The organism is Paenibacillus sp. J22P169 (assembly GCF_059691995.1).
In genome coordinates, this window is record NZ_JCAUAO010000001.1 from 2,431,980 (window position 1) to 2,452,359 (window position 20,380).

The 20,380-nt window shown below is 47.1% G+C and carries 13 protein-coding genes; all 13 read right to left on the reverse strand.

The window, feature by feature from the left end:
* Positions 1-10 precede the first annotated feature (10 nt).
* Positions 11-1,447 (reverse strand): DUF5060 domain-containing protein, encoded by a 1,437-nt coding sequence (locus AC58QG_RS11210; protein WP_497362126.1) that lies wholly within the window; start codon positions 1,445-1,447, stop codon positions 11-13.
* 40 nt (positions 1,448-1,487) lie between these two features.
* Positions 1,488-2,387, reverse strand: a complete 900-nt coding sequence (locus AC58QG_RS11215; protein ID WP_497362127.1) for a carbohydrate ABC transporter permease — start codon at positions 2,385-2,387, stop codon at positions 1,488-1,490.
* Positions 2,388-3,362 (reverse strand): carbohydrate ABC transporter permease, encoded by a 975-nt coding sequence (locus AC58QG_RS11220; RefSeq protein ID WP_497362128.1) that lies wholly within the window; start codon positions 3,360-3,362, stop codon positions 2,388-2,390.
* On the reverse strand, positions 3,349-6,324 hold the full coding sequence (locus tag AC58QG_RS11225) for an extracellular solute-binding protein (RefSeq protein WP_497362129.1): 2,976 nt from the start codon (positions 6,322-6,324) through the stop codon (positions 3,349-3,351). Before AC58QG_RS11225 ends, AC58QG_RS11220 begins: the two co-directional genes overlap by 14 nt.
* 18 nt (positions 6,325-6,342) lie before the next feature.
* Positions 6,343-7,464, reverse strand: a complete 1,122-nt coding sequence (locus AC58QG_RS11230) for an ABC transporter ATP-binding protein (protein ID WP_497362130.1) — start codon at positions 7,462-7,464, stop codon at positions 6,343-6,345.
* A gap of 198 nt (positions 7,465-7,662) precedes the next feature.
* On the reverse strand, positions 7,663-8,553 hold the full coding sequence (locus tag AC58QG_RS11235) for a helix-turn-helix domain-containing protein (RefSeq protein WP_497362835.1): 891 nt from the start codon (positions 8,551-8,553) through the stop codon (positions 7,663-7,665).
* Between the two features lie 131 nt (positions 8,554-8,684).
* Entirely contained in the window at positions 8,685-9,752 is a 1,068-nt protein-coding gene (locus AC58QG_RS11240) for a sialidase family protein (protein WP_497362131.1), read from the reverse strand.
* Complete coding sequence (locus AC58QG_RS11245; RefSeq protein ID WP_497362132.1) at positions 9,749-11,905, reverse strand: MGH1-like glycoside hydrolase domain-containing protein; 2,157 nt, start codon at positions 11,903-11,905, stop codon at positions 9,749-9,751. The genes AC58QG_RS11240 and AC58QG_RS11245 overlap by 4 nt, the downstream gene beginning before the upstream one ends.
* Positions 11,906-12,039: 134 nt before the next feature.
* Complete coding sequence (locus AC58QG_RS11250) at positions 12,040-13,014, reverse strand: sialidase family protein (RefSeq protein WP_497362133.1); 975 nt, start codon at positions 13,012-13,014, stop codon at positions 12,040-12,042.
* Positions 13,011-15,389 (reverse strand): glycoside hydrolase family 95 protein, encoded by a 2,379-nt coding sequence (locus tag AC58QG_RS11255; protein WP_497362134.1) that lies wholly within the window; start codon positions 15,387-15,389, stop codon positions 13,011-13,013. The genes AC58QG_RS11250 and AC58QG_RS11255 overlap by 4 nt, the downstream gene beginning before the upstream one ends.
* A 16-nt stretch (positions 15,390-15,405) precedes the next feature.
* A complete protein-coding gene (locus tag AC58QG_RS11260) occupies positions 15,406-18,117 on the reverse strand; it encodes a hypothetical protein (RefSeq protein WP_497362135.1) in 2,712 nt (903 codons plus the stop codon).
* Positions 18,114-19,436: an alpha-L-fucosidase gene (locus AC58QG_RS11265; protein WP_497362136.1), complete on the reverse strand. Its 1,323-nt coding sequence runs from the start codon at positions 19,434-19,436 to the stop codon at positions 18,114-18,116. The genes AC58QG_RS11260 and AC58QG_RS11265 overlap by 4 nt, the downstream gene beginning before the upstream one ends.
* A 309-nt stretch (positions 19,437-19,745) precedes the next feature.
* A complete protein-coding gene (locus AC58QG_RS11270; RefSeq protein ID WP_497362137.1) occupies positions 19,746-20,372 on the reverse strand; it encodes an SGNH/GDSL hydrolase family protein in 627 nt (208 codons plus the stop codon).
* Positions 20,373-20,380: the final 8 nt, after the last annotated feature.

Genomic DNA, 20,380 nt, shown 5'->3' on the forward strand with positions numbered 1-20,380 from the left:
GATAAGCTGTTTATCCTGCCTTTTGAATACGAAGAGCCATAAAAGGCTTTCCTGGCAGCTCGACCCTGCATACCCCGCTGTATGTGCCTAATAAAGGGGTAACCGTCATGTTCCAAGTATCAATAATCTCTATACGATAAGAAACGTCGTGCCTGAGGTCCAAGAATTTATACGCATGCTGATGGTGCCCAAAGTACAGCAGTTTATACGTTCCTTCATGCCCAGCTTTCATCCAGTCCGCAGGGCCATCCTCCATCACTTTACGCAAGAACGCGATTCTTTCCGTACTTTCTCCGTACAGTTTTCCTCCCGAGGATATCCAGGCTCGCGTCTCCCGGTCAATGAACGACTCGCCATGCCCTACAAATCCGCCTCGTGACAACCCTTCCCAAAAGCGGTGAGTCAGTTCCTCACCGGATATATTGCCCCATCGTCTGGAGCTGTTGCCTTCATAGGAAATCTCGTCGATAACAATCGGTTTGGCAACTTCTTCACGCCAAGCAGTCGTCAACTCCGCATCCCAGTGCTGAATACTTTGATGCGTAATCCAGGGCTTGCTAAAATCATATAAACTTGAGGATTTGTACATCTTCGTACCGTTATGAATCGACCGTAAATGCTGATAGGGATCATATCGCTGAGTCAATTGAAGCAGACGATCCCAATCCGCGATCGATTTATTTTTATTGAAATCATATTCGTTGCAAAGCGACCACCATACATTACGAAATGACGCCAAGCGGGCGATCACATAGCGCAAGTAAAAAGCGTCCGTATCGGCGTCCATGTTATCGACTCCCCAATACCCTTTATCGTAAGGATGGAATAATACGAGATCGGCCTCTATCCCAAGCTGCATGAGATCCCGGATACGGGATTCTAAATGAACGAAAAATTCCGGGTTAAATTGTCTTTTGTCAACATCGTTCGGGCAGGTTCCAGCGAAGGCAAGCCTTAGTGGAGGCTGCATATCTCGTGTTGGCAAAAGACACATCCTTACTTTATTAAATGGGGAGCTCTTCAGTGACTGTAAGGTGAGCTCTTCCAACTCTTCGTTGCGATAATGCGTCCAATGATAGCAGGTAGTACCGAAAGGCATATAGGGCGTTCCATCATCGTACTCGAATAAATACTGATCTTTAACCCGCACAGCTCCATGGTTCCCTGCTGACGGCGGGATACATACGAATTCGCCGATTTGTTCGTCAAGCTCAGGGTGGCTGCTACGGGTTACATACCGCCAAACGCCAGGCCTATCAGGCATGAAGCGAACCCGATAAGTGCCATTGCCGTCATAGAAGCCGTCAGGCTCGACGATAAAGTTCTTAAACTCAAATCGTGCGGATAGCTGTACATCTAGATACGGGTTTCCTTCTGTCGGACCATTCAACGCCAGCTCAAACTGTCCCCATTGTTCAACTTCCCGCATTTTCTGGTGCTGTGTCATATGCCCGTCCTTCCCTCCTTTTCTCCAAAACTAACTCCTCTTATTTGATTCCGGAATGAGCCATTGTTGCGATAACCTTGCTTTGAAAAATGAGAAACATGATCAGATTTGGCAGAAATAGGAGGAGCGCTGCGGCTGCGGCTGCACCTTGCCTAGCCACGCTGTTTGCCATTCCGCTCGTCAATGTTTCCACATAGAACGGGAAAGTCTTCATCGTCTCACTTTGCATATATGAAGTTGATGTACTTGAATCCTTCCATGCTGAGTCAAAGGCGATAATTGCAATTGTCGCAACTGCAGGCATCAGCATAGGGATTACAATGCTGATAAAAAGCCTAAATTCCTTAGCTCCGTCTATCCGTGCAGAATCAAGCAGTTCATCCGGCAATTGGTCAATAAATTGCTTCATGAGAAACACTCCGGTCGGTACGGCGACCAACGGCAACACGTGACCCCAGTACGTATCGAAAATGTGCAGCTTACTAATGATCAAGTATTTAGGAATTTCTACCGTTTCCGGAACGAACACCAGGGTCAGCAAAATCGTTGCAAATATCAGCTTATGTCCTGGGAATTTATGCTTGGAAATGGCATAAGCGCACATCGCGCTTGTCATTGTGATCAAAAAGACAGCCATCGATGTGACGACTATGCTATTAAATAAATAGCGGGAGACTGGAACCGCCGTACCTTTGGTCGTGGCGAGCAGCTCTGCAAAATTCTGCATCGAAGGTTCCCTCACAAAGATGTTTGGCGGATAGATGAATAGTTCCTGATACGGCTTAAAGGCATGATTAATAATGTACACGATCGGCAGCAGCATGAAGATGCTCAGCACGACGAGAAGCACTGCCGCAAACATCTCGAATGGACTCAACTTTCTAATCCCCACGCTTCTGCGCCATACATCCAATTTGCGCAACGTCACTGTGATTCTCATTTATTCTTCTCCCTTCGTTCCGAACAGCTTCCAGCTCAGCTTTTGGGCGAAATAAACGATCGTAAGCAAGCACACAGTCAAGGCCGTCGCATAGCCGAGTTCAAACCGTGTTAGTCCATAATCGTCAATATGCGTCGTGATCATATGTCCCGCATATTCCGGCGTCGGATTCATGCCGGACAGCGCCGTTCCGATGGAAGACATTTGAATCGCCCCAACGATAGCCATTACGGCTCCGAACAGCATTTGAGGTTTTGTGGAAGGGATCGTAATGTACCAGACTTCCTCTAAACGGCTGCGAATGCCGTCCAGTCTGCCTGCCTCGTACAACTCAGGATTCACGTTTAAGATACCCGCCAGCATGCCAAGAAATCCGATCCCCATACTCTTCCACAGCGATACAACGACCATGGAAGTCATCAAATGCTCTTTACTCGTTACCCACTGAACTGGTTCGTTAATCAAGCTCATCTTTAGTAAGAAGCTGTTCAGATAACCAATTCTATCGCTGGAGAGCATCGGTGTCCAAATAATGCTCATAGCGACTAGGCTTGCTAAGGATGGGGTATACATGGCAAGCGTAAACCATTTGCGGTACATCCCAGGCAAAATCGAAATAAGCCAGGCAAGCATGAAGGCGCACACATAACCGCCAGAGCCAACAATAAGGGCAAATGAAAGGGTATTGGGCAGCGCATATTTGATCAAAATCAAATCTTGTGAAAGCATATCCCGGAAATTGTTCCAGCCAATAAACCTTGGTGCTTCAATTGCGTTGAAATAAGTAAAACTAAGCGCTAATGCGGACAAGACCGGTAGCAAAATAAAAATAATGAAACAAATCATGAACGGTGCGATGAATAAATACGAGACCCGGTATTCCCAAAGCGTTTGCAGCGCCACCACCAGCTTGTTTTTTTGGATTTTAACCGGCTGAAGTGATCTCGGAAGCACTTGCACGTCACTTTTTAACATACTTATCCACTCCTTCCCATGACTTTGTAATCACAGGTAAATTCAAAGAACGTATTAACTGTCCACTGTCATCCATAAAATGAAACTCCTGCATTTTCCTTTGTATTTCCCTATCGACTTCCTTTATAGCGGTTTCCAGAGAAGTCCGATAGTTCTCCCCGCCGATGACGGTTCGGGTCCATGCATTCAAAAGCTCTCGTTCCATATAATAGCTGCCTGGTACTTTCGCAACCTCCCGGAACCATTTCCACTGTTCCAGAATGGCTTGAAGGTCTTCTTCCTTCCAAGGAAGCTTTACAAACGCATCGACATTGGATGTGTACCACCGGAACGTTACGCCGTTAAGCGTTTCCAAGTCGACACCGTATTGTTCCTGCACCTCTTCGGACATCCACCATTTTAGGAATTCCCAGCTTTCCTTCGGTTTCTTTGTGTGTTTGAAGATAGACGAAGCAAATTGAGTGCCGCCATTCCCTCCTGTCCACCTAACAACAGTTCCATCTGCCTGCTTGACGCCGGGAATCGGTGCTAAACCCCATATACCGTTCAGCTCAGGTGCCGCAACGGTCAATTGGAGATAGCCATTTAGATCGGCGATACCGATCGGATACGAACCGTTGCGGAAATGCTGAACGAAATTATCGCTTCTCAGATCGATTCCGAATTTGCCTTGCAAATCCGTCCACGCTTTGAACGCTTCGAAACCCTTATCCGTATTAAGTCCTGTTCTTGAGCCGTCCTGTTTGAAGTATTCAAGACCATGCATTTGCATAAATATGGTGTGCTCGACCGGCGTAAAGTTCATGTTGTTCTGCTGAAGGACCGGCAGCATTCGGTATACGTCATCCCACGTGTCCGGGACACTCAGCCCAAGATTTTGCAAAATATCTTTCCTGTAAAACATCATGGAGAACGTCTGTGTCTCCGGAACGGCATAATAGCCTTCATTATAGAAATAAGGCATCCACGCACCTGGAGCGAATTGCTTATACACATCTTCGAAGTCTGGGAATTGCTTCAGATTGTAAACTCCATTGCGAATGGCATAATCGAACGGTGTATCGTGCGGCAATCCAATTCCGACATCGGGAGCCATCCCGGCGGCATTCATCAATAGAAGCAGTTTATCATCCTTAAGCAAGTTGACTTTAACTTTAATGCCCGTTTGCGGCGTAAACGTTTCATTCGCCATCTTTTGCAGCAAATTGACATAATCCCGTCCACGGTTCATCCAAACATTTAGCACTTGATCATCCGTTTTATCCGAGCTTTCTTTGGTCATAAAGGTATTTAGAAAGTTGATAATCGAGCCTTGTATCTTCTCCATAAACGTTGCTTCCATTTTCGGAAACGGCTTATTTACCGGAACAACATAAATACGATCAATCTGGAGCGGTTGGGAGCTTAGCTGTTTGACTAACTCAATAAGCTTGCCCTGTATTTTATTCATCCTGCCTGCATCATAAGGAATTTCATCTGGATACTTTAAAAGCGTTTCAATATCTTTGCTTACAGTTACCAATCCTTGGGAAAGGGCATCCGTGCGGCCATTGATTGAAATTAACTGTTCTCTGGTTACCGTAACTTTAGCATTTAGTTCATGCAATTGTTCTACAAAACCGGGTAAATCCTTTTTAAGATCCCAAGTCCGATTTTTATCGTCTACCCCGCCAGTCAAGGTGCGCAGGTCGGTGGACAGCTTAACCAATTTGGTAATTGACTTCTCCATTTCTGCGGCAATGGACATAACTGGTGCCTGTGTGACACGCATGGAAATGGTATTGCTTCCTTTTTGCAAATAAAATTGGTATGGCTCACCTTCATCATCGGCTAACTCTCTTCCTTTCCAGCCGGTTGCGTAGGGAAATCGATATGCCTTCAATTCGGAAAATGGCACTTTCCCGTTGATCATAATTGAGCGGAAGGAGGAGCGGTTTGAAACGAATGATTGCTGTTGACGCAGTGCAATTTTGTAAAAGCCAGCTTCAGGAACATCAAAGCTCCAGCTGATTTCCTGATTTTTCGACGACCAGTGAGTTCCATCCAGCGTATTGTAGCTAATTTTCCCGCGTACATAAGGACTATTAGCGATATCGTTGTCGAAGGAGAGTGTGATGGAAGAGTCGTTCTTCCACGCGACCTGCTCCGCTTCGATCACAATCGGATCAACCTGTAAGGCAGCAGCGTCCTTCGGCATTTCTTTTCTTACGGTTTCATAGTCTGCAATAGGGACAAGCGCTTTGAACGTCATCGACTCTAATGCCATCGGATCACTTCCGGACAAGCGAATCTTATGCTTCCCGGGAGTCAAATTCCATAGCAATGGATCTAAATAAGCCCCGGACATATCACGCATTTCCCACGTTTGCCACCCGGAAATATCGATGGCTGCCGGACGAATTTCGTCGCCGTTGTCATCCTTGACAATCGGCAGTTTATCCTTCCAGTGACGATATAGCTCAAGCGACTTGGACTCCAGGAATGGATATGTCCCGTCCACACTCAAGCCCAAAGCAATCGGTTTACGATCTCTCGTATCTACAAAAGGATGATAGGACATCTCAATCGCATACAGTCCACCTTGCGCAACATCTATCTCATATTCAATCCATTCGTCCCCTTTGGCTTTCCACACCATAACGTTGTTTTTCCCATCGTAAGACTCTATGGCAACGTTGGCATTTGCCGACTTCCCCGTCATATTCGCTCCATTTATCGTAATACTTCCGGTGGGATTGGATTTGGAACCACTCTTTTTCCATTCTTCAAGTACTTCAGCATAAGTAGGAATCAAATTTTTGAGTGCGGTCGAAGTTTCATCTATGCCCGCAGACGTAGATCTTGCTTGAGGCAGGACGCCATTGCTGTCAGCCAGTGCGGATAGCCCTGGGCCCATCACGCAGATCAGGGCTAACATGAAAGACACCAATGCCCGTGTTCTTAATAACGCTTTCAACTCCATCCCTCCCGCTGCACTAATCTAGTACGACAAATTCGCTGTGGAATCTTTGTCGAAAAAAAGTGCTTTCTGCATATCTATTGTTAGAACTAACTTCTGATTGTCATCAAAGTCATGATCAGCCTGCACCCTGGCGATGAGGTGTTTGGGCATCCCGATGTCCAAATACAAGTACATGTCCGCTCCCATTAATTCATACAGCTTTTGAATGCCGACAATCTGCGCATGGGGATTAGCCTCCCGAATGATTGGATCCAAATGGATATTCTCACTACGAATGCCCAGTATGACGTTCCTTTCGACTTTCTTGTGTTTTCTGAGCATGTCCGCTTGAAGCTGCGGAATTCTCAAATAATAGCGGTTGGTATGAAACTCAAGTGAATCACCGCTGCCTTCAAGAATTTTACCTTCAATAAAGTTGATCGGCGGCGTACCAATGAAACCGGCAACGAACATATTTCGCGGTTTGTTGTATATCTGCTTTGGTGTATCCACCTGTTGGATTAAACCATCCTTCATCACTACAATGCGATGTCCCATGGTCATCGCTTCCACCTGGTCGTGTGTCACGTATACCATCGTTACACCAAGCTGTTTCTGAAGCCCGATAATCTCCGTCCGCATTTGTACTCTCAGCTTCGCGTCCAGATTCGACAAGGGCTCATCCATTAAAAAGACTTGCGGATTGCGGACTATCGCCCGGCCCAGAGCCACACGCTGCCGCTGACCGCCTGAGAGCTCCCTAGGCTTCCGAGTTAAAAAAGGCTCGATTTCCAGTATTCTCGATGTGGATTTAACGGATTGATCGATCTCGTTTTTTGCCATTTTCCGCAATCGCAATCCGAACGCAATGTTCTCATATACGCTCATGTTAGGGTACAAAGCATAGTTTTGAAAAACCATTGCAATATCCCTGTCTTTCGGCGGTAAATGATTGACCAATTTATCTCCGATGTATAGTTCTCCTGAGGTAATATCCTCCAAGCCTGCGATCATCCTGAGCGTAGTCGATTTCCCGCAGCCGGAGGGCCCGACCATCACGATAAATTCGCCATCTTGAATTTCTAAATTAAAATCTCTGACAGCATAAGCTCTCTCTTTACCAAAACGTTTTTCCACGTTGTTTAATAGAATTCGCCCCATTACAGTACCTCCTATTGGTCATATCAACATGTCATTGATAACGGTTTCAATACTCATTTGTTTTATTATACACCCCTCATTTGAATGGATTATAGGTGATGATTACTTAGTTATAGGGGGAATCCTGCTTTCAGTTCAATTCTGTGGATCCAATTGAAACAAAAAAAGCTGCTCCATCTCGATGGCCAGCTCCATAAATTAACAAGAAATATCTGATTCGTCGAGTTCCTGAAAGTTTTGACGATATTGTCTAGGCGTTACACCTGTTTTTTTACGGAAAAGGGCATGAAAAAACTTCATATCCTGATACCCTACCTGATTAGCGATTTGATAGATCGGGATATCGGTGGACTTCAACAGTTCACAGCATTTTTGTATACGTACGTTTTGCAAATACTGCGTAAACGATAAGCCTGTTGACTTTTTAAATAATCGTTGAAAATGGCTGGCACTTAAGAAAAAGTAATCCGCCACATCTTGAACCGTAAGATTTTGCGTATAACGGGATTTAATGAAATGAACGACTTCATCAAACATCCGAACGGAAGCGGTTTCCGTTTCATTGATCATCTCAAAGCGCTGAAGCAGTACCAGCATTTGGATCAGAAGTGCGGTCAAAACCGTCTCGTAACCTGGGCTTTTTTTCAAATATTCCCTGTACATGTTTTGTACGATAAAGGAAAAGGTGTCGTGTTTATCCTGAAAATGCAACCAATGTGCTGTACATTTGTTTGGATTATTTATGGCATGGTAGGTTACGGAATCCTGCTGCAGGAGATTTCTCCATTTATCAAGCAGTTCAAGTCGGAAAATGCAATTGTAGATGACAAGCAGTTTATCTTGCTTTGGAGAGGAGGGTCGAAACACGTGAGACGTACCGATCGGGATGATAAACAAATCCCCCTGCTTAACAAAGATAACTTCATCATCGATGTAGTGATAGCCGCTGCCTTCGCCAACGTAACTAATTTCAACGAAATCATGCGTATGCTGTAAAGTCGTAAAAGATTCCAACTCACGATTCAGAAAAATGTCCAATTCATTTTCAAAAAATAAATCGCCGCTTAAATGACCGATTCTTCCATTCATTTTCGTCACCTTTTCGTACGAGATTTGTGATCTGACGTTTTCATGTACGTGAATCTGCAGCAAGTTGAGGAAAGCGGGAATAAAGCGGGAACACGCTAATGCGCGTTCCCTTCTCCTTCATGACAAATTGGCTATTGTCCCTCTCTTACCCATTGTAACGGCACACGGATATATTTAATTCCCTTCCGCAAATAAGAAAAAGCAATATGAATGTGATGATCACGAGTCGTGATGATGGAAGGGTATGAATATCCGATTTCTGATTCTTTATATTCCAAATCCGCCATCTGGACATTTCTGAAATAAGGCCATGTTTTCCCTTCGTCTTCCGAAATAGAAACAGTGAGCGGCGTTCGGAGCGGTTTTTTACGAAATTCCCCTTTTCGCTGGACCCATCGGAACTGATCTCGCTCCATAGTAGAATTGTTATATATTAATGCCAAATGGCCATTATGCAGCTTGACGAGTTGCGTGGACGAATTATTGTTCGGCAGTTCACTCTTGGCAGGTATCGACCAGTTCTTACCGTAGTCCCGTGATACACTGGTATAGATTCGGTCGGCCTGACGGCTGCGAAACATAGCATAAAGCATCCCATCGTCTAATTCCACAACGTTCATCTGAACACGATGTTTGCTGCTGGGCACCATATATTCCGTCCACGTCAAGCCCTCATCAGAGCTTATAAAAACTACGCTATAATGACCATCAAGCTTGCAATAATAGGCCGGCAACAGCCAGTCGCCGTTCTTCAGTGCAAGGGGAGGATGCCGCAAGAATATTCCCGGTCCGTCAGAGAGAACCTCTGCAGCACTCCACGTTTCCCCGCGATCCTCAGAGATTCTGTAGACGATCCTGGACGTTTTCTGATTGTGAGGTTCGTTAGATGTATGAAACAGCCAAATAATTCCATTCGGCGCTTGGAACAAAACCGGATTTTGCTCGGACCGCTCAAGATCCTCTGATAGTTTGACAGGTGCCAACCATTGTTTGGATCCTGCAGCGAGTCTCGACAAGACAACATTGGTATCCGGATTCCCTTCCCCGCTGCCGGAGAACCAAACACACAGCAAATCGCCATTGTCCAATTCCAACAAATTAGCCGCATGGTTATCATTTAGATGAAAGGCTGGAAGGTAAGCTTCTTGAATCGTTGTATCTGTTTCGCCTTGGAGAACAGCACCATTAAATCTGCTCATGATAGGATCGCCCCCTTCTTGCCCTTTAATTCCCGCAAGGGAATCTCAATTCGGCACAGTGTATTGTTCGAGAAAACAAGTTCGCCGTCCACATACAGACGATAGCCTTCCTCAAGATCAGGCACCTCTGAACGCACGCCCGGTTTCCTGTATGTGATCCGAAATTCATTCCCTGCCGCCTTCACACGGTCTAGACAAAAGTAATCTAATCCTACATCCAGCGGGTCTAAAATAATTCGATCCTTCTCAATCATGAGACCAGCCACATGCGTGATCACCAGATCGATATAGAACGAATGATTATATTCCTGCTCATCACTTAGCGGTTCGCCTGTCGCACTGTTGTAATGTTCAACAAGACCAGGCTGGTTAAGGTCTCTTTTCATAAAATGAAGGAATGAATACTCACGCAGCGAGTGAGCGAAAAAAGAATCAAATTGATGATTCCTGCGTTTGCTCTCCTTGGCGAGCGCGTCGAGTGTGATCGAATTCGTATATGGCCAGGTCGGACCATCCCATACACAACCGTTTCTTCCTTTCACATAATGGCCCATCCAGCCCCCTTCCTTCGAATAGGCAGGACAATCTGCGGAGACAGACGGAAATGGACACTTCGTTTTAAATTCATGTTCATTGAATAGATGATCGATCATCTCATTGTAGGGCTCATCGATCATCTCCGCCCAAGCCGGGTAGAAGCCAACAATATTTTTCACGAATGCTTTCTGGTCAGTCTGGTAATGGAGATCATAGAAAAAAGCAGTCTCCTTATCCCACATTTTCTCAAGAATGTCCTTTTTGATGGCCTCTACCATAAGGCGGTAGCTTTCAGCGTCCGAATCACCAGCGATTTCGCACATGTTAGCAACTGCAAGCGTGTTCAAATAATGATAAACCGTTCGATCCACTCTTTTTAAATGCGTATACGTTTGCTTATCCTTCGGGTTCTTAGGAAAGTCATGGAAATACCAGTAACTTGGCTGATATTCTTTTCCCGTTCGTGTATGCTTGTATTCGATCATTAAATGATCAGTACCGCTTCCGTGTATGCGTATAGATTCTGAAATTTGGCTTTTAAACGAAGGAAGCAGCTCGATGACCATATCCCGGTTACGATGCACCAGATACAGCTGGTAAGCAGCCCAACAGGAAAAGTTGGCGAAAGCATGCATCACCGTATCAACGGTTAGACAGCTGAACTGGCCTCCTTCCCCCGGAGATGCTGCCATATTCCGCAGTGGCCCTTCAGGATATGCTGCTTCCTGGTACCATCTAGCATCCATAATATGAAGCGGAACGGACAAATTAATGAGTTTGCTGAATTCCCAGCCGCCTTTGCTAAAGGGCTCTTTGCTTTTTTTATGGGACCTTCCTTCATAAAATAACGGATAGGTCAAATTACCGTACTTCGGATCGGCCAAATTATGCCGAAGCAGAAACCAGCGGTAGATCCAAGTTTTGTCTAGCAGCGAATCGTTACTCGTAAATACAGGCGCATTTTCAAACCATTCCTGATATTCCTCACACTGCCTTTCAATGATTTGATCTGCTGTCCATCCGTATTCCGTATAAGCCGCCGCCCGTGCTTGAAGCATGTCGATGTCGTCAAGGCCGGAAATGCCGAGTGAAGCCGCCACGATGTACGAAGCGGAGTCTCCAGGCTGCAAACGTACTCCCTCAAATAATGCCGGGTCGCTTACGGATATTACGCCTGCTATATCGAAACTGTAGTGTTCTATGGGAAAAAGACCTTGCAAATAATTTCCATTGCTTAACTGAAATGCATCTCCGTATGTCTTTAATCTCAGCACAAGCTCTTCGCTGCTGTGATTCGTCCACGTTTGACATGAAACGGCACAATCATTCCAGGATATAAATTTTCTTTCCACCAGAGAAAGCCGGTTATCCGAGTATTCCATGAGCAAATAGCTTGGATACCATTCCGTTCGACACGGCTCAAATCTATTTGTCACATTATTATCTATTTTAAACAATAAGGGAATATTTACTTTATGAATAAAATCGAATCGTCCGGAAAATCCAGGCACAGGATCCAAATAATCTGCCCACAACCTCGCCCCAGTCGAACCAAGCAGCAAAGCACCGGGATGTGTGCGAAGCGTTTTCCTTCCTGCGTGTAGTTGTTCGTTCAATTGATTAGCAGTCAGAATGAATCCGCCCCCATCAAAATTAAAATATCTATTCTATTTTAACTTTCATCTAACTATATATTATTCCTATAATAGAATAGTAGTGCCAATATTCCCATAATATAGGGCATTCCTGCTCAAATACATGATACTTGTTGGAATGCAATGCGTTCTCTTTTCCACGTATAAGTTACATACAGCTCGAGACCGCTCGCCACTATCGCTGGATACGAATATTGTTTCTCCCCTTCATCAAGCAGCAGCTCGTTTTCCCAAGTTAGGCCATTGTCCCTAGATAGGCGCAGGACCAGCGGTGTTCTGGGCCCTTTCCTCGTCCCGGGTTCCGGACGAGTTGGATTATACACGAGCGCTAGAATGCCATTTTCCAGCTTTGCCAGGTCGATCCCGCTATTGTTGTTGGGCAGCACCGTCGGATAGGCCTGGCACCATGTTTTTCCCCCGTTCGTCGAATCACTTCGGTAAATGGCCCCTTCCGTGCTGCGCATAAGCATATGTATGCTTCCCGGCTCGGATTCCCATAAGGTCGGCTGAATGACACCTTTCCCCGTCAATACACTGCGATCCAGCGGGACCGTTTCGCTGCGAGTCCACGTCTCTCCACCGTCATATGAAAGATCAACGAATGCATCCCAAGCCGGCTCGAGCGATGCTGGAGCGACAATGGTGCCATCATGCAGTACGATTGGCTTGTTTTTGACCGGGCCTCTTCCTCCATGGTCGCCTTCTATTAAGGGTACCGGATGCGACCATGTAAACCCGTCATCTGATGAACGCACGACCATTGTTACCCATTCGGCAATGGAAGCGCCGATTTTATAATACAGAAAAAGAACGCCGTCAGCCCTGCGAAACAAGACAGGATTCCAATGCGGAATGTCCTCCTGGTCGGCTGCTTTTATAGGCGGTGTCCAACAGCCGCTTATCCTACGCGACATCCATATCGCAACATCGCCGGCTTTCTCCTTCGTGCCGCCAAACCATGCTGCTATGATATCTCCGCCAGGCAGCAGCACTAACGTGGAGGCGTGACAGCTTAGAAAAGGTCTGTCGTCCTCAAAAATAAACTCTTTGACTTGATTAGTGTATCTCATCTCACATCGCTCCTTGGAACAATTTCGTAACCTTCTCCCCTTCTCGTTCCAAACGCGATGACGCCCGGTTCAATGTCCGTGAATGGGATATCGTGCCCATTCTGCAGAACACGTACCGGTTCCGCTGTACGCAGCAAGAAGTCCTTACCTGCCGTTGATATGATGCGAACTCGCAGCAGCTTACCGTTCTCCCATTCCATCTCGACTTCAAAACCTCCGCGCGCTCGCAGTCCTTTCACATTGCCGGTTTTCCATTTATTTGGCAATGCAGGCAGAAATTGGACATGTCCTCCATGACTTTGCAGCAGCATTTCGGCTATACCCGAAACACCTCCAAGATTTCCATCAATTTGGAAAATATGCTGTTTCACCTTTGGATGCCGATGCGCATTCATCATGTTCGGATGCAAACCGGCGAGCAATTCGTTCACAAAACGGTTTGCTTGCTTTGATTCTCCGAGACGCGCCCACAGATTGATCATCCAGGCACAGCTCCAGCCTGTATGTGCTCCGCCGTGTTCCATGCGTCGTTCGAGCGTTCTCCTGCAGGCAGCGGCAAGTTCGGGTTCCTCATGCATTGTAATCTGGCCTAATGGATGAAGAGAGATTAAATGTGCCATATGGCGGTGTCCCGGCTCGAACTCATCTAAATCTTCGTCCCACTCCTGGAGCTGGCCATACTTTCCTACACGATACGGCGGCAGTTGGAGCAACGCTTGCTCCAATTGCCCTCTAAATGTGCGGTCCGAATCCGATACAATCCGGCCTGCTTCCAAACAGTGACCAAATAAATCTTTGAGGAGCGCCAAATCACTCGTCGCACCTTTTGTAACGCTGCTTTTCTGCCCATCAGGAGTGATAAAAAAATTTTCCGGTGACGTGGAAGGACAAGTAGTCAGGCTGCCATCCTCCGCTTCAACTAACCAGTCCAAACCAAACAGTGCCGCTTCTTTCATCACAGGGTAGGCTTGCCCGAGGAACAGTTCATTCTGGTTATAAGCGTAATGTTCCCATAGATGTTGGCATAACCAAGCCCCAGCCATCGGCCAAAAGGCCCAACTTGGCGAACCGCCAACGGGAGTCGCAGTTCTCCATAGATCGATATTGTGGTGGGCCGTCCAGCCTCTGCATCGGTAGTGGCTACTTGCTGCTTTACGGCCTGTGTGCTGCAAGTCTTTGATCAGATCGAACAACGGCAAATGGCATTCCGCAAGATTCCCCACTTCTGCCGGCCAATAGTTCATTTCAACATTAATGTTAGTCGTCCAGCTGCTGCACCATGGCGGACGGATGTTATCGTTCCAAATTCCTTGTAAATTTGCCGACTGTGCGCCGGGTCGTGAGCTGGACAGCAGCAAGTATCTTCCATATTGGAAAAATAGGGCGGCAAGACTGGGATCCTCGACACCGCTTTTCACGGCTTGAATTCGGGTATCTGTCGGTATGTCACTTCTGTCCGGACCGCCAAGATCAAGAGAAACTTTGGAGAAGCGTGCAGCGTGATCGTTCAAGTGCCGCTCTTTCAATCGGTCGTAGCCGAGTAATGATGCTTTTGTCAGCCTATCTTCACTTAATTCGTGCGGATGTCCATCGAATAGGGCCGGATCCTGATTGAAGCCATTGAAGCTGGTTTCGGCGGCCAGCAGGAAAGTGACGGTCCCAGCGCCGATTACCCGAATCCGCCCACCGCTTACCTCCACCCTGCCTTTGTCTGTCATGGCGAGCATCCGAATATTAAAACCGATGCCTTTCCCCTCCGCATATTGAACGGGATCAGACGATTTTATTGTATTGGGCATAATATGAATCGGGCAGCGTCCTGCAAGGATCACCTGGTTCATTGACGCTTTATTGACTTGATGTTGCAGAGGACTGCTAAGCACTGCTGTCAAATTTATGTTTCGTTCACACTGCAAGCGAATCGCCATGATTTGATCTACCGCTGATACGAACAACTCTCTTGTATGGACATCGTTATTTTGCAAATACCGCACTCGCGCGATTCCTTCTGCTAGATCCAATTCCCTTCGGTATTCCGAAATACCGCCTGACTCATCGAATATCAGATCCAAATCCCCGAGCGGCAAGTACGATTCGATTTCCGGCCCTTCCATGTGCCGCTCTATGATTTCCTCTGCCTCGGCGTTTTTACCTGAAAAGATCAACTCGCGTACATGATCCAAATGCTTGGCTGCTTCCATGTTGACCGTTTCCCTCGGTTCCCCTGACCATAGCGTATCCTCGTTCATCTGAATGCGTTCCCGGTCCGTGCCGCCATACATCATCCCACCAAAACGGCCGTTACCGACGGGGAGCGCTTCGAACCAAGACCTGGCTGACTGCGCATACCATAATGTCGTGCTTCTATCAGACATCCTGTTCCCCCCACATTTATTCGTACAGCCAATCCAACGTGTCAATTCCGTCATTTTTATGTTCAACATCGCGCGCACGCATATCTTGATCGACAGGGACAACACCCAGTATCAGGTAAGCTCCTTTGCCGAAATCGAGTAGATGCCGCCCAGCCTCATATTGAAACGCGTGGATATTCACAGAGGGGTAAGCGTACAAGCGGAGCCCTTTGCGCAATACCGGCGCATAACCACCACGGTCGTCCGCATGAGTGTTTTCTTCTAGGCTAGGAACTTGCAGCCACTGCTCATCCTTTGAATTGAAATACCCAACCAGCACTTTCGATGGCTGCTGCAGCTCAATCTCGATGGCCAAGCCGTGAAGCCCCGCCTGCCTTTGACTAAAACGGATGCCACGGAGCCCGTTCAGTTCCTCCGCACAGCCCACAATCTGAATATCGCCGTCGGTGAAAACCTCAGCCCCTTTTTCCACATGGTACAACTCCGCATGCTCAGACAATATTTTAAATGGCGCCTCTATGTAACGAACGATTGGAGCCTTAAGATTTTTTAGGGCTTCGGGCAGCGTCCCCGCTTTCAGCTCCTGCAAATGGTTGCGGAAAGCATTCAGCTCAGCTTCATAAAGAGGTAAACAAGCGCTCCAATGCCTGTAATCGAGCCCCCCTCGAATCGGCACCTTCCGCTGCGGAGTCTGCATACTGTTAGCGAACAAATATGTTTTTTCCGTAAGCGCTGTCAGCTTTCGGTAACTGTCCAAACTTTGTTCCAATTCTACTGCAGCCTCTTCCAGCAATTCGAGACGGTTAAAATACTCCCCTTTGACCGAGTGCTTATAGGTTAAAATGAGGATCGCAGCCCTGACTTTATGTGCATAGGCTTGCACCATATGGCGGATTGCGGACATATCGCTCGCCAGCCGCTCGTATTCGTCCCGGTTGCGGTCGACAAGATTGCGCGCGCGTTCAATCGCCAGCACCGCTTCCTGCGCATGTCTTTGCGCGTCGGCAATAATATCCGTGGGCGTCTCTCCGATGTGAGGCTCACCACTCAGTTCCTTAATGACATATTCCTCCAGCCGTTCACCTTGGGGCGACTGGGATTCCCATAAATCTGGCCATGGCATATGTCGATCGGGATTGGTGAGCTGGCTCATTGTCATCCCAAGGCTCATCGTTTGGCGATTGCCCTCGGTAATGCCGAAACGGCGTAACAATTTCGGCGCACATTCCCCAGAGGCTTCATAGGCATCCAGCATCGCTTCCCCAGCCTCACTGCCGCCGTAACGCTTACCAAGTGTATCAATCCAGTAATTCCGTTCAGCTTCCGGATCGCGATCCGGATTCCAAGCATACCGAAACCAGGCAGCAAACCAAATCCAATCGCGCTCCAATTGCCGCAGACGCGTCTCCGTCCGATCCGGCGCATAAGGCCAATCCCAAAAGAACAATGGATACAGATGAAGCCCGTTTGCCTTCAATCGGTATTTGGCAGCCTGCATACATTTTTGAATAAATGAAGGCGCACCGTAACGGAATGGCTCCAGATTAGCCAATATATGGACATTGACAATGTGAATCGTCTGCAAAGAGCCTAGACGATTGTGCGTTTCTTGCCATTTGCCCCGTGGTGTATAGGTGGTCAAGGACTCACCATTGTATTTGGCTTCCGTATACAAATTTGGGTAAAGTGGCAGCGCAGCCTCAATGACTTTTTGCGGTTCGATGGCATGTGAACGCAGGATGATCGGAGGTTTTTCCTTTGCGTTCGAGTTTTTCAACCCTTCTTGAAGTCCAGCAAGAATCGTTTCATTAAACCATTCCACGCCGTAAATCTGCCCTTGAAGCGCTTCGCCAAGACAAACCATCAGCCCGGCATTTGGGAATGATTGGACGAAAGCTTTGATTGATTGTTTATAGTAATCACTTGTAACAGGCAGCGGCTTCGGCTGATGCAGCTTCAGACCGTGCTTCTGCGCAAACGGCAGCGGAATATGAATGTTGTAAAACTTTAACACGACCCATATTCCACGTCGGTCTGCCTCTTCCGTGAGCCAGCGGAACATCTCTGAATTAAGAGCTAACTCTTCTTCCGTCACTTCCAGCGCTTCCGGATAATCTTCCAGCTTTACCAAGGAAGAGAATGGATGGCCGGACCACAAGTAGACCACATTGCATCGCTGCTCAACCATCATATCGAGGAAATCCTTCCACAAGGCCCGATCGTAAAACCATTGAAAACGGTCGGGTGTAATCGGATACTCATAAGTCTGGCGTGGCGGCTCAACGGTCGTTTTTTGCAATCCGATTGCCGGGCCTCGCAATGAAAAACGCGGCTTATCCCCATAAGCGATATCGCTTGGCAGCTTTTGAGCGTCGCGGATTCTTCGCGCAAGCTCCATGCAACCGTACAAAACGCCTGAGTCATTTCCCCCGGAAATGACTGTTAGATTTCCTGGACAAGAGACCAAATAAAAACCTTCACCATCTGGAGCCTCTGTGTGATACAACAGGACATCTCGCTGTTCCAATTGCTGCAACAATTCTGATTCTTGGCGGTTACCGATATATATTTTCAATCCCGGCACCGACCGATAACTTTCCAACGTCCAGGGGGCCTCTGCCTCAAGCACCGTATAACCACAGTCCTGAAGCGCTATTTTTAGCTGTCGAATGCCGAATTCCACTCGCGGTGCTGTGTTGCGGTCGTATCCAAGCGTTATTGCCATCATCTTCGTCTAGGCCCGCCTTTCATAAATAATTCGATAACCGGCACTGCTATGTCCGGCTTCTTTACAGGGAGTGACAAGACTAGCGTGCTTTCATCTCTTCCTTCTTTAAAAGCTCCATTGTCGATACCGCTTTCTACAAAGCCTTGCTTAAATCGGATCTCAGATGCATCATTAAGCAGCTGCGCATACTCCACTTCGCCGGCCAATCCATGCAGGTGAATGCTTTTAAAAGGCCAACTAAATACATGCACATACATGCGGTTTGTCTCAGGGTTATAGGTCAGACGGCAATCCTGCGGACACTGGGTCGTTTCTGGCGCCTGCGTACATCCATAAATCGAACGGCTGTGACGCTTCATCCATTCGCCGATTCCTTTTAAACGATCGATAGATCGTTCGTCAAATTCGCCCCGTCCGGTCGGACCTACGTTCAGCAGCAGATTGCCTCCTTTGCTGACGACATCTATCAGCATTTTGACCAGCATATCTACGCTTTTCCATGATTCCTCATCGCGATGATACCCCCAGGAACCGCTAAACGTATGCGGCGTCTCCCAAACAACACGCTTCCCGCCCACCTGAACCCATTTTGTCGGCAAATATTGCTCAGGAGTCGTAATATCGCCGCCGATTTGTAACCGATCATTCAATAAAATGTCCGGCTGAAGCGTACGAATGAGCTTCATCAGCTCCCTGCTTCCCCAATCTTCCTTTCCTTTGCCGGGCAATCCATTCTCCGCAGGAAACGAAAAATCATAAAACAATAGGTCGACTTTGCCATATTCGGTTAACAATTCTTTGGTTTGCCCAAACAAATATTCGCGATAACGTGAAAATTCCTTATCTGATCTTGCAGCGATAGCTTCCTGATCAAATCGCAAAGGGTGCTTCGTGTCGATGGTATAATCTGGATGATGCCAATCGATCAGTGAATGATAAAAGCCTACTTTCATGCCTCGCTTGCGGAACGCCTCCGCCATTGGCCTGATTAAATCCCTTCTGGCCGGCGTGTTCGGCGCTTTATAATCGGTCAGCTTGCTGTCCCATAAGCAGAAACCTTCGTGATGTTTGGTCGTTGCCACAGCGTACTTCATGCCTGCATCGAAAGCGAGCTGCGCCCACAAATCAGGATCGTACAAATCAGGGTCAAACTTATTGAAATATTTGTTTCGGTACTTCTCTCCGCTCAATCTCTCCCGTGACTGCAGCCATTCATGCCTAGCTGCCAGCGAATATAACCCCCAATGAATAAACAGGCCGAACCGATCGTGCGTAAACCATTCACTGTCTCCGGTCGTTCGTTCTATTTCATATGTCATTTGTTTTCCCTCCTATTCGAATGTCTGCAAAACAGACCCGCGAATCTCATAGCGACAGCCTCTCCGATTCCGGAAGCCGCTCCGGTAACAACCGCTACTTTGCGATCCAGTCTCATGCTTTTACTCCTCTACATTCCGATGTTTTCCAGTTGCACAGAAATCAACTCATGATCAGTTTACAAGAAAGCAAGCAGCCCATTATAGGCTGAATTTATCATTTATATAGGTGACGCGCTTCACATGCTTGTAAAGCAAAACAACGTTATCGTCACGCCCTCTCATTGAGCGCTCCGCTAACGTTGTTTTGCTTCAGCGCCCTTCAACAGCCTTCAACCATGTCGTGGCCATCAGCATATCACCCAACGAATTCATATGTACGCCGTCGGTTGTTAAGTCCTGACCGGTTTCTTGTTGGATGAAATCAATAAAAGCTAGATGCGTAGGGACTAGGACCGCATCGTATTGTTCCGCCAGCCTATTCACTACGTCCACATAGGGCCTCAGCAACCGATTCCCCGTGGCATCCGAATACTCTTTGATGACCGTGGGCTGCATTAAGATCACTCTGCAGTCTGGTATTTGCTTCGTTTGCTTCAACAGGCTGCAGTACACCTCTTCGAACTTGTCAGGGTACACCTGCTCGCTGCTTGGCGAATCAAGTTGCCGCCACACATCATTAATGCCGATGGAAATCGAAACCCATTGGGGTTGATGATCAAGCACATCAAGCGTCCATCTTTTCTCCAAATCAATCACACGATTGCCGGATACACCCTCATTAATGATTTTAAGTCCTAGCTGCGGGTAAGCCGCCGTGAGATAATCGTGAATGAGGCGAACGTATCCCGAACCCAGTTTTAATGGGTCTTTCTTTCTTCCTTTGTCCGTAATACTATCACCGATAAACACGATTCTGTCCTTCGTTTTGAACGGCACATGAATGC

Excerpts from the sequence above, each read along its gene's own strand:
- AC58QG_RS11215 (WP_497362127.1), bottom strand. The coding sequence starts at position 2,387 with ATGAGAATCACAGTGACGTTGCGCAAATTGGATGTATGGCGCAGAAGC.
- AC58QG_RS11225 (WP_497362129.1), bottom strand. The coding sequence starts at position 6,324 with ATGGAGTTGAAAGCGTTATTAAGAACACGGGCATTGGTGTCTTTCATG.
- AC58QG_RS11260 (WP_497362135.1), bottom strand. The coding sequence starts at position 18,117 with ATGATGGCAATAACGCTTGGATACGACCGCAACACAGCACCGCGAGTG.
- AC58QG_RS11210 (WP_497362126.1), bottom strand. The coding sequence starts at position 1,447 with ATGACACAGCACCAGAAAATGCGGGAAGTTGAACAATGGGGACAGTTT.
- AC58QG_RS11220 (WP_497362128.1), bottom strand. The coding sequence starts at position 3,362 with ATGTTAAAAAGTGACGTGCAAGTGCTTCCGAGATCACTTCAGCCGGTT.
- AC58QG_RS11265 (WP_497362136.1), bottom strand. The coding sequence starts at position 19,436 with ATGACATATGAAATAGAACGAACGACCGGAGACAGTGAATGGTTTACG.
- AC58QG_RS11235 (WP_497362835.1), bottom strand. The coding sequence starts at position 8,553 with ATGAATGGAAGAATCGGTCATTTAAGCGGCGATTTATTTTTTGAAAAT.
- AC58QG_RS11230 (WP_497362130.1), bottom strand. The coding sequence starts at position 7,464 with ATGGGGCGAATTCTATTAAACAACGTGGAAAAACGTTTTGGTAAAGAG.
- AC58QG_RS11250 (WP_497362133.1), bottom strand. The coding sequence starts at position 13,014 with ATGAGATACACTAATCAAGTCAAAGAGTTTATTTTTGAGGACGACAGA.
- AC58QG_RS11240 (WP_497362131.1), bottom strand. The coding sequence starts at position 9,752 with ATGAGCAGATTTAATGGTGCTGTTCTCCAAGGCGAAACAGATACAACG.
- AC58QG_RS11255 (WP_497362134.1), bottom strand. The coding sequence starts at position 15,389 with ATGTCTGATAGAAGCACGACATTATGGTATGCGCAGTCAGCCAGGTCT.